The 14,634-nt window shown below is 36.6% G+C and carries 12 protein-coding genes; 5 read left to right on the forward strand and 7 right to left on the reverse strand.

Translation table 11 applies throughout. The features are described from left to right. Window positions 1–52 precede the first annotated feature (52 nt). The 7 genes from NSQ74_RS03455 to dnaA form a co-directional block, all read right to left on the reverse strand. A complete protein-coding gene (locus tag NSQ74_RS03455; protein WP_340821507.1) occupies window positions 53–1,141 on the reverse strand; it encodes an HD-GYP domain-containing protein in 1,089 nt (362 codons plus the stop codon). A 146-nt stretch (window positions 1,142–1,287) separates the two neighbouring features. Further along, window positions 1,288–3,762, reverse strand: coding sequence for a DNA gyrase subunit A (gene gyrA / locus NSQ74_RS03460; RefSeq protein ID WP_340821508.1), 2,475 nt, complete (start codon window positions 3,760–3,762; stop codon window positions 1,288–1,290). Between the two features lie 25 nt (window positions 3,763–3,787). Beyond that, window positions 3,788–5,722 carry a DNA topoisomerase (ATP-hydrolyzing) subunit B gene (gene gyrB / locus NSQ74_RS03465; RefSeq protein ID WP_340821509.1) on the reverse strand — a complete coding sequence of 645 codons (1,935 nt, stop codon included), beginning with the start codon at window positions 5,720–5,722 and terminating at the stop codon, window positions 3,788–3,790. Between the two features lie 91 nt (window positions 5,723–5,813). Next, window positions 5,814–6,929 carry a DNA replication/repair protein RecF gene (gene recF, locus NSQ74_RS03470; protein WP_340821510.1) on the reverse strand — a complete coding sequence of 372 codons (1,116 nt, stop codon included), beginning with the start codon at window positions 6,927–6,929 and terminating at the stop codon, window positions 5,814–5,816. 3 nt (window positions 6,930–6,932) lie between these two features. After that, window positions 6,933–7,157 carry a S4 domain-containing protein YaaA gene (yaaA, locus tag NSQ74_RS03475; protein WP_340821511.1) on the reverse strand — a complete coding sequence of 75 codons (225 nt, stop codon included), beginning with the start codon at window positions 7,155–7,157 and terminating at the stop codon, window positions 6,933–6,935. Between the two features lie 172 nt (window positions 7,158–7,329). Beyond that, window positions 7,330–8,466, reverse strand: coding sequence for a DNA polymerase III subunit beta (gene dnaN, locus NSQ74_RS03480; protein WP_340821512.1), 1,137 nt, complete (start codon window positions 8,464–8,466; stop codon window positions 7,330–7,332). A 168-nt stretch (window positions 8,467–8,634) separates the two neighbouring features. After that, the gene (dnaA, locus tag NSQ74_RS03485; RefSeq protein WP_340821514.1) at window positions 8,635–9,984 is read right to left on the reverse strand and encodes a chromosomal replication initiator protein DnaA; all 1,350 of its coding nucleotides are present in this window, start codon (window positions 9,982–9,984) and stop codon (window positions 8,635–8,637) included. Window positions 9,985–10,539: 555 nt separating this feature from the next. Between dnaA and rpmH the strand changes: the two genes are divergently transcribed. The 5 genes from rpmH (at window position 10,540) to mnmE (ending at window position 14,622) form a co-directional block, all read left to right on the forward strand. Continuing rightward, complete coding sequence (rpmH, locus tag NSQ74_RS03490) at window positions 10,540–10,674, forward strand: 50S ribosomal protein L34 (RefSeq protein WP_004233310.1); 135 nt, start codon at window positions 10,540–10,542, stop codon at window positions 10,672–10,674. Window positions 10,675–10,768: 94 nt separating this feature from the next. Continuing rightward, window positions 10,769–11,113, forward strand: a complete 345-nt coding sequence (gene rnpA, locus NSQ74_RS03495) for a ribonuclease P protein component (RefSeq protein ID WP_340821516.1) — start codon at window positions 10,769–10,771, stop codon at window positions 11,111–11,113. Between the two features lie 240 nt (window positions 11,114–11,353). Beyond that, entirely contained in the window at window positions 11,354–12,124 is a 771-nt protein-coding gene (gene yidC / locus NSQ74_RS03500; protein ID WP_340821518.1) for a membrane protein insertase YidC, read from the forward strand. Then, window positions 12,121–12,933, forward strand: a complete 813-nt coding sequence (gene jag / locus NSQ74_RS03505) for an RNA-binding cell elongation regulator Jag/EloR (protein WP_340821519.1) — start codon at window positions 12,121–12,123, stop codon at window positions 12,931–12,933. Before yidC ends, jag begins: the two co-directional genes overlap by 4 nt. A gap of 303 nt (window positions 12,934–13,236) precedes the next feature. Continuing rightward, window positions 13,237–14,622, forward strand: coding sequence for a tRNA uridine-5-carboxymethylaminomethyl(34) synthesis GTPase MnmE (mnmE, locus tag NSQ74_RS03510; protein ID WP_340821520.1), 1,386 nt, complete (start codon window positions 13,237–13,239; stop codon window positions 14,620–14,622). Window positions 14,623–14,634: the final 12 nt, after the last annotated feature.

Consider the following 14,634-nt stretch of genomic DNA (forward strand, 5'->3'; position numbering starts at 1 on the left):
TTAATAAGGCAATCAGAACCTTAATGACTGCCTTATTAATACTTTGTCGACGCTATTCATTTGTAATTATTCGTGAAATATAAAAAGTACGGTTTTTACCTAAATCAAAAATCTCACCAGTAATACTTAATTTAACTATTGGGCGAGTTGGAGCATATTTGTTAACGAACATTACTTCCCCGCGCTCTAAATTTGAAAGCTCAATAATTGTACCAATAGGTAGGTCTGCCACTAAATCAATCAGTGCTCTTACTACTTTAATATCAAACTTTCCAAACTCCGACTCATTAATCATTTCTATAACTTTAAACGACGATTGTTTAGATCGATAGATACGCTCACATGTCATAGCATGAAAAACATCCGCAACAGCAATGATTTGTGCAAAGATAGATATATTAGCGATTTTCTCACCTTTAGGATAGCCGCTTCCGTTTAAGCGCTCATGATGCTGGAAAATAGCTTCTTTTATTGTATCTTTTAAGATTGTTAAATCCTTTATCATGTTGTAGCTATATATAGGATGTTTATAAATCTCTGCAAATTCTTGTTCGGTTAAAGTCGTTTTTTTATCTCGAATACGCGGATGAATTTTAGCCATTCCGCAATCTGCTAATAAACCGCCAATTGCAATTTGAATCGTTAACCCTTTATCATAACCTAATTTTTGAGCAATAACAGAAGAAATCAAAGCTGTAGCTACACAATGATGATATAAATAATCTTTAGGGCTAGAATACTCGTTTAAATTAAAAATTACAGTACGATCTTCTAATACCATATCCAGTAAAGGCAAAATAATTGTACGAGCTTTTGTAATATCTACCTTTGCACCAGCCTCCCAATTTTTGAACTCCCTTTTAAATTGTTCCACAGAATTGTCGTATACTCTTTTAAAGGTTGGGATAGCTTCCGGTTGTATAGCTAAATCTATTTCTTTTTCGGTTTCTACTAAAACATCCTTCACATTATCTTTATATACAGGCGCTCTTGAAATATTGAATGCACTAAAAACTTGTAAATGTTCATGGGATACTACTGTATCTTTAAAGATAATAGGATATTGTGTATTAGCAAAAATATCTTCAGAAATAACTTTTCCTAAACGTAATTCTGAAATTGGGATATGTACCGTTTCCACGAAATTAAACACCTCTTTACTATTTCACTTACTTAAACTAAGGTCTATTAATATATTATCACGAATTTCAAAATTATTACTTATTTTTCATGATATATAATAAAAACCGATGAGCAGCAACAAGGGCTGTCTTCATCGGCCTTTTTTTATTCTTCTATTTGTTCATCTTCATCTTCGTCGGACGCATCTTCATCTTCTTTTTCTACTTTTGCTACAGTAGCAACCAGTTCGTCATCTCCTAAACGAATTAAACGAACACCTTGAGTACTACGACCGATTAATGAAATATCATTTACATCCATACGTATAAGCATTCCGTTGATTGTAATAAGCATTAAATCTTCAGAACCATCCACAGTTTTAACAGCTACCATAGGACCGTTTTTGTCGGTAATTTGAATTGTTTTTAAACCAACGCCACCGCGACTCTGTAAACGATACTCCTCTTCGGTTGTACGTTTACCATAGCCTTTTGCGGTAACAACTAAAATTTCTTGTCCAGGTTCAACGATTTCCATTCCAACTACTTCATCGCCGTCACGTAGTTTAATACCACGGACACCGCCTGCTGTACGACCCATTGATCGAATATCATCTTCTTGGAAACGAACAAGCATCCCATCACGTGTACCTATAATAACTTGTTTTATACCATCCGTTAAACGAACAGCAATTAAATCATCATCTTCTCGTAAACTAATAGCAATTAAGCCATTTGTACGGATATTAGCAAATTGCGATACTGGTGTACGCTTCGTAATACCTGTTTTCGTCGTAAAGATAAAATAAGCATCCTTATCAAATGAATCAACGCGAATCATTGCAGTAACTTTTTCACCTTTATCGATGTTGAGTAAGTTAACGATAGGTAAACCTTTAGCTGTACGGCCATACTCAGGAATTTCGTAACCTTTTGCACGGAATACTTTCCCCTTAGTTGTGAAGAATAAAATCGTATCATGCGTAGAAGTATTCATAAGATGTTCTACGAAGTCATCATCGTTTGTACCCATTCCTTGTACACCACGGCCACCACGCTTTTGACTGCGGTATGTATTGGCAGCTAAGCGCTTAATATAACCATTATGCGTTAAAGTAACAACAGAATTTTCTACAGGAATTAAATCTTCATCTTCAATCATTTCCATACCGCCAGATGTAATTTCTGTACGACGGGCATCATTGAAGCGCTCTTTAAGTTCTAATATTTCAGTACGAATAATCTCAACAATTTTAGCTTCGTCAGCTAAGATTGCTTTTAATTCAGCAATTAGCACTTGCAACTCTTGATATTCTGCTTCAATTTTTTCTCGTTCTAATCCACTCAAACGGACTAAGCGCATATCTAAAATGGCTTGCGCCTGACGTTCAGATAAATTAAATCGCTCCATTAATTGTGGTTTTGCTTCTTCACCACTACGAGAACCACGAATAATCGCAATAATTTCGTCGATATGGTCAAGTGCAATACGTAAGCCCTCTAAAATGTGTGCACGATCTTCCGCTTTCTTTAAGTCAAATTCAGTACGGCGTCGAATAATGACTTTTTGATGCTCTAAATAATGATACAGCATCTCTTTTATGCCCATTACTTTTGGTTGACCATTTACTAACGACAGCATATTAACACCAAAGCTTGATTGCATCGCTGTTTGTTTATATAAATTATTTAAGACTACATTAGCATTTGCATCTTTTCGTACTTCAATAACTACTCGCATACCACGGCGGTCAGATTCATCACGTAAATTTGTAATGCCATCGATTTTTTTATCGCGTACTAGCTCAGCTATCTTTTCGATTAGTTTTGCTTTATTTACTTGGTAAGGTAATTCATGAATAAGAATTGTTTCCTTACCATTAGATTTTTGTTCAATTTCTACTTTAGCTCGAATAATAATTGAGCCACGGCCGCTTTCGTAAGCACGACGAATACCACTACGTCCTAAAATTATCCCACCTGTTGGGAAATCCGGACCTGGAATGATTTCCATCAATTCTTCGGTTGTAATAGCAGGATTTTCAGATAGTGCTAACACTCCATCAATCGTTTCCCCAAGATTATGTGGAGGAATGTTTGTTGCCATACCAACGGCAATCCCCGCTGCACCATTAACTAATAAGTTTGGATAGCGACTTGGTAAAACAATTGGTTCTTTTTCAGAGCCGTCATAGTTATCTGTGTAGTCAATTGTGTTTTTATTTATGTCACGAAGCATTTCCATTGCAATACGAGACATACGTGATTCTGTATAACGCATCGCCGCAGCTCCGTCACCATCGACAGAACCAAAGTTCCCGTGACCATCAACTAGCATGTAACGATAACTAAAATCTTGCGCCATACGTACCATTGCATCATAAATAGAGGAGTCACCATGTGGATGGTATTTACCCATTACATCCCCAACGATACGTGCTGATTTTTTATACGCTTTATCTGCTGTATTACCTAGCTCTTGCATGCCGTATAAAATACGACGATGAACTGGTTTTAATCCGTCGCGCACATCTGGTAATGCACGCGAAACGATTACACTCATTGCATAATCGAGGAAGGATGTTTCTATTTCTTCTGTTATATTAACTCCTTTTACACCGGAGCGTTCTTGTTCTGACAAAGTGTAGACCTCCCCTCAAGAAAAATTAAATATCTAAATTAGCGTATACTGCATTTTCTTCAATGAATTGACGACGAGGTTCTACTTCATCGCCCATTAAGCGTTCGAAAGCTTCATTTGCTTTAATCGCATCATCTAATTCTACTTGTAACAATGTACGGTGCTCTGGATCCATCGTTGTATCCCATAACTGCTCTGCATTCATTTCCCCAAGACCTTTATAACGTTGAACAACAGGCTTTGGCATACTTGATAATCTTCCTAAAATCTCTTGTAGCGCAATATCATCATAGCAATATTCAACATGCTTACCTTGCTTCACTTGATAAAGTGGTGGCTGTGCAATATAAATATACCCAGCATCTACTAGCGGTCTTAAGAAACGGAAGAAGAATGTTAAAAGTAACGTACGGATATGCGCTCCATCTACGTCGGCATCCGTCATAATAATAATTTTATGATAACGGGCTTTTTCTAAATTAAATTCCTCACCAATACCAGTACCGAATGCTGTAATCATTGCTCGAATTTCTGCATTCGATAAAATTTTATCTAATCGTGCCTTTTCAACATTCAAAATTTTACCACGCAAAGGCAAAATGGCTTGGAAATGACGGTCACGTCCAGATTTTGCTGAACCACCGGCAGAGTCACCCTCTACAATGTAAATTTCACATTCTGCAGGATTTGTAGAAGAGCAGTCCGCAAGTTTACCAGGCAAACTTGATACTTCAAGCGCTGATTTACGGCGTGTAAATTCACGAGCCTTTTTCGCTGCTACACGTGCACGAGCAGCCATTAAGCCTTTATCAATTATTTTACGTGCTACAGTTGGATTTTCTAACATAAAACGTTCAAATCCATCTGAGAATAATGCATTCGTTATTTGGCTTACTTCTGAGTTACCGAGCTTTGTTTTCGTTTGTCCTTCAAATTGCGGATCAGGATGCTTAATAGATACGATAGCTGTTAATCCTTCTCGAACGTCCTCACCTGTAAGGTTGGCATCAGCTTCTTTTAATAAACCATTTTTACGTGCGTAATCATTGATAACACGAGTAAGAGCTGTTTTAAAGCCAGACTCATGTGTACCACCCTCGTACGTATTGATGTTATTAGCGAATGAGAATATATTCGAAGAAAAGCCTGCATTATATTGCATTGCAATTTCAATTGAAATACCATCCTTTTCACCAAGAACATCGATTGGTTCATGGATAGGCTCTTTAGATTTATTTAAGTGCTCTACATAAGAACGAATACCACCCTCATAATGATATGTAGTAGAACGTATCTCATCTTCACGCTCATCTGCAATTGTAATTCGAATACCGCGATTCAAATATGCTAGTTCGCGAATACGATGTGCTAAAATATCGAATTCATAAACGGTTGTTTCTTTGAAAATTTCTGGGTCTGCTTTGAAACGAGTAGTTGTTCCGTTATGATCTGTTTCGCCAATAACAGTTAATTCTTGTTTAGTTTTGCCACGTTCGAATTTTATTTCATGAATATGTCCCTCACGGTGAACTTGGACGATTGTCTCGATTGATAAAGCATTTACAACCGACGCCCCTACACCATGAAGACCACCAGATACTTTGTAACCCCCACCGCCGAATTTACCTCCGGCATGGAGCACTGTCATAATTACTTCGACAGCTGGTTTACCCATTTTTTCTTGAATACTAACAGGAATTCCTCGTCCATTATCTTCTACACGAATCCAGTTATCTTTTTCAATCGTAACTGAGATATCAGTACAAAATCCTGCAAGTGCTTCATCAATACTATTATCAACGATTTCCCACACCAAATGGTGAAGTCCTTTAGAGCTTGTTGAACCGATATACATCCCTGGTCTTTTACGAACCGCTTCTAAACCTTCTAATACCTGTATCTGATCGGCTTCATACGCTTGATCTTGTAAACCTTCGTTTTCTATAGCCACGGCTTCCATCTACTCCTTCATAACATCATTGTGTGTAAATGAATGAACAGTCAACCGAGCTGACTATTACCATTCTTTTATAATCTAAAAAACTCCCTGGCTAACTTTCTTCAATCGCACCTTGTTTCACGTGGAACAGCTGTGCATGTTCCATCGTCTCATGATGAATTCCGTCAACACTTGTAGTCGTTACAAAGGTTTGGACTTCACCCTGAATGGTATTTAATAAATGCGATTGGCGATAATCGTCGAGTTCCGACAATACATCGTCTAAAAGTAGAATGGGTGTTTCATTTGTTTCTTGTTTAATTAACTCAATTTCGGCAAGCTTTAATGATAAAGCAGTTGTACGTTGCTGCCCTTGGGAACCATATGTTTGCACATCATAGTTGTTCACCAAAAATTGCAAATCATCTCGATGTGGACCAACCATAGTGACGCCACGATCAAATTCACGATCCTTAACCTCTATTAGCTTTTTAAGCAAGAGATCTTCAATTTCACCAGTCGTCTGTCCTTTATCAATACCTGCTACGGTGCGGTATTTAATAACTAAAGTTTCCTTACCTTGTGAAATTCCTGCATGAATTGGTTCTGCCCACTCTTGTAACAAATCCATAAATTGAAATCTTTTTCGAATAATTTGGGTAGCTGCGTGAATATACTGCTCATTATAAACATCATACATCACGTCGTTAGTCATTACCTTGCCCTGATTCATCTTCAAATAGTGATTACGTTGTTTTAAAATCTTTTGAAAGGTTAATAAATCATGTAAGTAGACTGGCGAAATTTGACCAATCTCCATATCGATAAAACGTCGACGTATTTGTGGACTTCCCTTTACAACATTCAAATCTTCTGGCGCAAACATCACTACGTTCATTTGACCAATATAATGGCTTAGGCGACTTTGTTCAATATGATTAATCTTACCTTTTTTGCCCTTTTTCGTAATACTAAGCTCTATCGGTAAAATACCATGCCTTTTTTGAACGGCCCCTTCTATTTTACCATAGTCTGAATCCCAACGTATCAATTCTTTATCGTTCGTCGTACGATGCGATTTAGCCATCGCTAAAACGTAGATAGATTCCATGACATTTGTTTTCCCTTGGGCATTTTCACCAATAAATACATTTATTTTCGGTGAAAAATTTAACGCCAATGCGTCATAATTACGGTAATTTGTAAGTTTTAACTGCTCTATATGCATAATTTATTGTCCAATAGGCCCAACAATTCGGAACCGGCCAGATCCAGGGATATTTACAACATCTCCGTTACGTAATTTGCGACCACGGCGATCGTCTACCTCGCCATTTACGTAAACATCATTTTCGTGTAAAAACCATTTGGCCATTCCACCTGAGCTAATAGCATCGGTCATTTTTAAAAGTTGCCCTAATGTGACAAACTCTACGTCGATTTCAATGTCTTTCATAGCTGTGTTACCCTCCAAATACAGAATGTCTATCTCTCTATCATACCTAAAAATACATCATAAGTAAAAAAAGATAGCCGCAACTAGCGACTATCCCAAAGTTTATCCAAATAAAGTAAACGTAACACAAATATCTTTTCTCAGCATTGCTCAACTAATAAAAATTAGAGGATCAATATGTTCGTACTGGTAAAATTAATTGTAGAATTGCATCATCATGGACAGAACGTAAAATAAACGGTCTCATTGCGCCTGTAAATTGAATCACTACATCTTGGCCATCAATTGCTTTCAATGCTTCCATCATGTATTTCGCGCTAAAGGAAATTTTTAAGTTTTCCCCTTCTAATGCTTCAACAAGTATTTCTTCTTGTACTTTACCAATCTCCGGAGAATTCGATGAAACTTCAACCGCTTGACTGTCTAAAATTTCAAATCGCACGACATTATTACGATCACCTCGCGCCACAAGTGATGCACGATCGATTGCTTGTAACAATGCTTTACCGTTAATCGTTACATTTGTTTGATATTCTTCTGGAATTAAACGTGATGTATCTGGATAGTTACCTTCAAGCAAGCGAGAGAAGAATAATACATCTCCTGTTTTAAATAAAACTTGCTGACTTGTAATAACAATTTGGACAAGGTTTGTAGAGTCTTCTAACACTTTGTTTAACTCATTTAAACTTTTACCAGGAATGACAACGCTATGTTCAACTTCTGGTAAGTCTTCTAGTTGTACTTTACGTCTTGCTAAACGATGGCTATCTGTTGCAACACAGATTAATGCTTCATTTTTTATCTGCCAGTTTACACCTGTCAACACCGGTCTGCTTTCTGAAGTAGCAACAGCAAATACTGTTTCACGGATAATTGATTTTAGTAGGTCTGCAGGTATAGTAAATTTTTGATCTTCGGTTAATTCGGGTAATAAAGGATATTCAGCTGCATCTGAGCCAATTAAATGGAATTCAGATTTACCTGAGCGAATATGCGTTTGGAAACCTGTTGTAACTTGAAGTTCTACCTCATTTGTTGGTAATTTACGTACGATTTCATTGAACATACGTGCTTGTACAACAATTGAACCTGTTTCTGTAATATGAATAATTTGTTGTCCATCTTCTTCTACTGGGATAAATGTTTGAATTGTAATATCAGCATCACTACCAGTTAAACTAATTCCTTCGTTTGTCACATCAATTTTAATTCCCGTTAATATTGGAATAGTTGTTTTTGAACTTACTGCTTTCATGACATCATTTAAACCTTCTAGTAAACGGTCACGTAAAATATCAAATTTCATTTCTTTTCCCTCACATATTTATATTATTTATTTATTTAAATATAAAAGATATAGTAATAGGCCCTGTGGATTTGTGGATAAGTGCTTCTATGTGAATAAAATCAGTCTATCCACATGTAGATAGACTGTGTATAAGTTTGTGTTTAAATATTTGAGTTGTCCACAAGATTATTTCCCTAGCATGCTACGAATTTGTTTAATATCTTGTTGCAACTGAGTGTCATTTTTCAACAACGAAGATATTTTTTCATGAGCATGAATAACTGTAGTATGATCACGACCACCAAATTCTTCGCCAATTTTCGGCAATGAGAAATCTGTTAATTCGCGCGATAAAAACATCGCAATTTGTCGAGGAAAGGCGATTAGTTTTGTTCGTTTTTTAGCTGTAAAGTCTTCTAAACGAATATTAAAGTGCTCTCCTACGGCATTTTGAATGTCTAAAATAGTTACAGTTCTTGGCTTCGTATTAGGAATAATATCTTTTAACGCTTCAGCGGCTAATGTAGCATTAATATCTTTGTTAACTAGCGATGAGTAAGCTACGACACGAATAAGCGCACCTTCAAGCTCCCGGATATTGGAGTCAATCTGGTTCGCGATATAGAGCATTACCTCGTTTGGTACATCCAAACCGTCCGCTTTAGCTTTTTTTCGTAAAATCGCAATACGTGTTTCTAAATCTGGTGGTGCTATATCAGTAATAAGCCCCCATTCAAATCGAGAACGTAAGCGATCCTCTAAAGTAGGGATTTCCTTTGGTGGACGGTCACTAGAAATGACAATTTGTTTTGATTCTTCGTGTAATGTGTTAAAAGTATGGAAAAATTCTTCTTGAGTAGATTCTTTTCCAGCAAGGAATTGAATATCATCAATTAGCAGAACATCTACATTACGATATTTATTGCGAAAATCGAGTGCTTTATTATCACGAATAGAGTTAATAAATTCATTCGTAAATTTTTCTGATGATAAGTACACGACTTTTGCATTTGGATTATGTTCTAACACATAATGGCCAATAGCGTGCATTAAATGCGTTTTGCCAAGCCCTACTCCCCCATATATAAAGAAAGGGTTATAAGCCTTTGCAGGGGCTTCAGCGACAGCTAATGATGCAGCATGAGCAAAGCGGTTTCCAGAGCCAATAACGAACGTATCAAATGTATATTTCGGGTTTAACATTCCTGGTGAAATATCATGATGGTCGTTATTTTTAGCTTGGATAATCGGCGCTGGTAAGTCAAAATCGTCCGAATCCTGGTTTTTTTGAACAACAAATTTAATAAGCAAGTCTTCGCCTGTTAGCTCCGTTAATATACCTGTAATCAAATGAATATAATGATTTTCAAGCCAGTCTCGAGCAAACGAATTTGGCGCGGCAATTGTCACTGTCGAACCACTTCCATTGTAAGAAAGTAATTTTGTAGACTTTAGCCACGTTTCAAAGCTTGGTTTAGAAATTTTTTGTTCAACTTGAGCCAGGACATTATTCCATAATTCTTCTAAATGTTCCAAGCTGCTATTCTCCTTTACAGTTCAATACATATACAGCAATAAAAAAAATATAGTGCATTTATGTGATAAGTAAATACGTTCATTTTACGACTAATCCACAAAATCACAAGCTGTGGATAATACTTAACCAAAGGCTGTGATAAAAATTATCCACAGCATATCAACAGTTGTGGATAAAAGAATAGTTCGTTTTAGTTTTCAACAAAGTGAAGCACAGTAATCGTATCAGAAAAACAAAGCCATTTCAATAGTTTATGAAACTTATCCACACAACCTTGAATTACTCACTATTGAGTTGTCCACAAGCACTGCTTATGTGAAAAAGCTGTAGATAACCGTTGTGGATAAAAAATAAGGCAAAAAATACTATACACAGGTCTGTGTAAAAAAAACAAGTATTCTGTGGATAATTTAAAAGAGGGAAATTAAAAACATAGATTAGACGGATTAAAAGAATTTTTTAAAATTCATTGACAAAATAGCTGTTTACTTTATATAATATGCAGGTCTGTATGTTGAAAAATTCAACTTTCATTCAGGAGGTGTCTATATACAATGAAACGTACTTACCAACCAAAGAAACGTAAGCACAGCAAAGTTCACGGTTTCCGCGCACGTATGAGCACGAAAAACGGTCGCAAAGTTCTTGCTGCTCGTCGTCGTAAAGGAAGAAAAGTTTTATCAGCATAAAATAAGTCCACTGAGCCACATCAGTGGTCTTTTTTTTCTTTATTTTTTGAAGCCGATAAGGATCAAAAGTATAATTTAGTAGCAGGTGAAAGTAATGAAAAAACGCCAACGAGTGAAAAAGAATGAGGATTTTCAAAAGGTGTTTAAAAAAGGTAAATCTTTCGCGAATCGACAGTTTGTCGTTTATTTTTTCCCAAAAGAGGGACAAACAGAATTTCGTGTAGGTTTATCAGTTAGTAAAAAACTTGGTAATGCGGTAACACGCAACCAAATTAAACGTTATATTCGACAAAGTATTCATGAATTAAAAGATGAACTAAAGCCGAATATGGACTATGTTATTATCGCCAGACATCCGGCGGCCACTATGGATTTTCATGAAGTGAAACAAAGTTTGCAGCATGTACTACGAATTGCTAGAGTATTGAAGAAATCGTAATACATACGGCAACCAAAGTGGCGATAAAGTACACTTATAAAAGATTCCACGATAACTTTTGTAAATTTAGTAAACACTTTACTGCATGAGCCTATAATAATTGGCATATTTAGTAGAGTGAAAGCTAATTTGCATGATAAAATAACTGATAACTTTATTCAGAGTCAAAATGATTAAATTGAATAAAGACAACGCATATAGATTTAAGAAAAGTGAATAGTAATTGTAGGGGGAAGACGGTTGAAGAAACAACTTTGGGTGATTTTGTCGCTAGTATCAGTAGCATTACTACTATCTGGATGTACAGAATTTAATGAACCAATATCCAAAGAAAGCCAAGGCTTCTGGAATGAATTCATTGTTTGGCCGCTAGTATCAGCAATTAAATATTTTGCTGATTTACTTGGTACGTATGCATGGGGGATTATTGCGGTAACAATTATTATTCGTTTAGCAATTCTTCCATTGATGATTAAACAAACGAAGAGCTCTAAAAAAATGCAAGAAATTCAGCCAAAATTGAAGGAATTGCAGAAGAAGTATGCTTCTAAGGATGCACAAACACAGAAACAGTATCAGCAAGAAATGATGAAGCTGATGAGTGAGTCCGGTGTAAACCCAGTTGCTGGATGTTTACCGGTAGTCATTCAAATGCCAATTTTAATTGGTTTCTATCATGCGATTAGTCGAATGAATGCTACACCCGCTTTTGATTTAGGAAATTTCTTTATCTTCCCATTAGCAGAATCTGCACCTGCTTTGGCAATAACTGCTGGTATCATGCAATTTTTCGTGTTACGTACGGGTCCAGCAATGGATAACCCTCAAATGAAAATAATGATGTATATTATGCCATTCATGATTATCGGTTTTGGTATGGCGTTACCAGCTGCATTATCACTATATTGGGTAATCGGGAATATTATCTCGATTCTTCAAAACCTGTATATTTATAAACCTTGGCAAAAAAATAAAACACAACCTGCTCAAAATGGAGGGGCTAAAAAGTGAAACAACTTACGCAAATAGGCGCAACAACACAAGAAGCGATCTCATTGGCGTTACAGAAACTTGGCAAAACCCGTGAACAAGTAGATGTTGAAGTTTTACAAGAAGGTAAAAAAGGATTTTTAGGTTTTGGAGCACGTTCTGCAGAAGTGCGTGTGACTGTAAAGGAAGTACAAGTTCGTCCAACTACAGAAACAGAAATAGTAGCTGAGCAAGGCAATACGGCTACTGAGCAATTGAACGAACAAATGGTAGTGGATGACGTTGAAAAAATAAGTTCACAAGTTTCAGAACAACCAATGGATATTGAAGCTATTCAACAAGTAGTTAAAAAAGAGGAAGAAGATCACTCTATAAATCCAATTGAAGAAGCAAAAGCTTACCTAGTAAGTATAGCTAAGCAATTGGACATTCAAGATCTTGAAATTGAAACAAAGCGCGAAGGTAAATATGTGATGTTTCAATTGAATAGTGAGAAGGCAGCGCTGCTTATCGGGAAACGCGGTCAAACGTTAAATTCCTTGCAGCAATTAACACAACTTGTATTAAATAAAACGGCTAAACAGTTCCTAATGGTTAAATTAGACGTTGAAAACTACCGAGAACGTCGCCAAGTAGCCTTAGAGCAACTGGCGGATCGTATGGCTGATAAGGCACTTCGTTTAAATCAACGTGTGGCATTTGAGCCGATGCAATCATACGAAAGAAAAATTATTCATAATCAATTAGCGAATCGCCTTGATATTGAAACATATTCAGAAGGAACAGAACCGAATCGCTATTTAGTTATTGAACCAGTAAAGAACGCTTAGGCTCTCTTTACGAAAAGGCATACAGACATATGCTATAAAAAAAACGGTCATTTTATCATAGATAAAGTGGCCGTTTTTTACTGTCTTATAAGCCAAATAATATGTGTAACAATACAACAAGTCGTAAAATGTCGGATATTGCATGTTTCAAAGCGAAATAGATGAAGGATTAATAATTTAAGCTTATCCACAATTGGAAATTATCCTTACTTTAGATTTTATCGAAAATATGTTAGTCTAAGATGTTAGAAAGTGTTGATCGGTTAATTATCCACATGTGGATAACGTTGAGGAGGTAATGAAATGGAGTTCGATACAATTGCTGCGATATCCACACCTATGGGTGAAGGTGCTATTGCTATAGTTCGCTTAAGTGGAGATGAAGCGGTAGCCATTGCAGATAAAATATTTAAATCGCCTGGTGGGAAAAGTTTAACGCAGCAGGCTTCACATACAATTCATTATGGGCATTTAGTGGATCCTAAAACAAATGAGGTAGTAGAAGAAGTCATGCTATCGTTAATGCGAGGACCGAAAACGTTCACGCGTGAGGATGTAATAGAGATCAATTGTCACGGAGGACTTGTGTCAGTTAATCGAGTATTAAAATTAGTATTAACGAATGGTGCAAGACTTGCAGAGCCTGGTGAATTTACAAAACGTGCATTTTTAAATGGACGTATTGATTTATCGCAGGCTGAAGCGGTGATGGATTTAATTCGAGCGAAGACAGATCGTGCGATGAATGTAGCACTTGGTCAAATGGATGGGAAATTATCTCGACTCATTGGTGATTTACGCCAAGCATTGCTAGAGACATTAGCGCAAGTAGAGGTTAATATAGATTATCCAGAGTATGATGATGTAGAAGAAATGACAGTGCCCGTATTGCTTGAAAAATGTACATGGGTGCGAAATGAAATTATTAAACTTTTACAAACTTCTTCTCAGGGAAAAATTTTACGTGAAGGCTTATCGACTGTTATTTTAGGACGACCGAACGTAGGGAAATCTTCACTTTTAAATAGTTTAGTGCAAGAAAATAAAGCGATTGTGACAGATATAGCAGGTACAACTCGTGATATTATAGAAGAGTACGTAAATGTACGTGGCGTACCTCTTCGTTTAGTCGATACGGCCGGCATTCGTGAAACAGAAGATATTGTAGAGCGAATTGGTGTTGAACGTTCTCGTGAGGCGTTACAAAGCGCAGATTTAATTTTATTCGTATTAAACTATGCGGATGAATTAACGATTGAGGATGAGCGTCTTTTCGAAACAATTGAGGCGATGGATTATATCGTCATTGTCAATAAAACAGATTTACCGCAAAAAATTGATTTAGACCGTGTAAAAGAATTAGCAGGTGCTCATCGTATTGTGACAACGTCTCTTTTACAAGAAGAAGGAATAACAGAATTAGAGGAAGCAATTGCAGCATTATTCTTCGAGGGTCAAATTGAAGCGGGCGATTTAACATATGTATCAAATGCACGTCATATTGCATTACTCCACCAAGCGCAAGCGACCGTAGAGGACGCATTAGCTGGAGCACAGGCTGGAGTACCGGTTGATATGGTGCAAATAGATGTAACAAGAACTTGGGAAATACTTGGTGAAATTATTGGGGATACAGTGCAAGAAAGCCTAATAAATCAGCTGTTTTCACAGTTCTGTTTAGGAAAATAATTCTACTAGAGA

Origin of the sequence: Lysinibacillus sp. FSL W8-0992 (genome assembly GCF_038008685.1) — a bacterium.
GTDB lineage: Bacteria > Bacillota > Bacilli > Bacillales_A > Planococcaceae > Lysinibacillus.

What these genes read in the sequence shown, in the direction of transcription:
- gyrB (WP_340821509.1), bottom strand. Translation starts at nt 5,722, where the DNA reads ATGGAAGCCGTGGCTATAGAAAACGAAGGTTTACAAGATCAAGCGTAT.
- yaaA (WP_340821511.1), bottom strand. Translation starts at nt 7,157, where the DNA reads ATGAAAGACATTGAAATCGACGTAGAGTTTGTCACATTAGGGCAACTT.
- rpmH (WP_004233310.1), top strand. Translation starts at nt 10,540, where the DNA reads ATGAAACGTACTTACCAACCAAAGAAACGTAAGCACAGCAAAGTTCAC.
- recF (WP_340821510.1), bottom strand. Translation starts at nt 6,929, where the DNA reads ATGCATATAGAGCAGTTAAAACTTACAAATTACCGTAATTATGACGCA.
- rnpA (WP_340821516.1), top strand. Translation starts at nt 10,769, where the DNA reads ATGAAAAAACGCCAACGAGTGAAAAAGAATGAGGATTTTCAAAAGGTG.
- mnmE (WP_340821520.1), top strand. Translation starts at nt 13,237, where the DNA reads ATGGAGTTCGATACAATTGCTGCGATATCCACACCTATGGGTGAAGGT.
- dnaN (WP_340821512.1), bottom strand. Translation starts at nt 8,466, where the DNA reads ATGAAATTTGATATTTTACGTGACCGTTTACTAGAAGGTTTAAATGAT.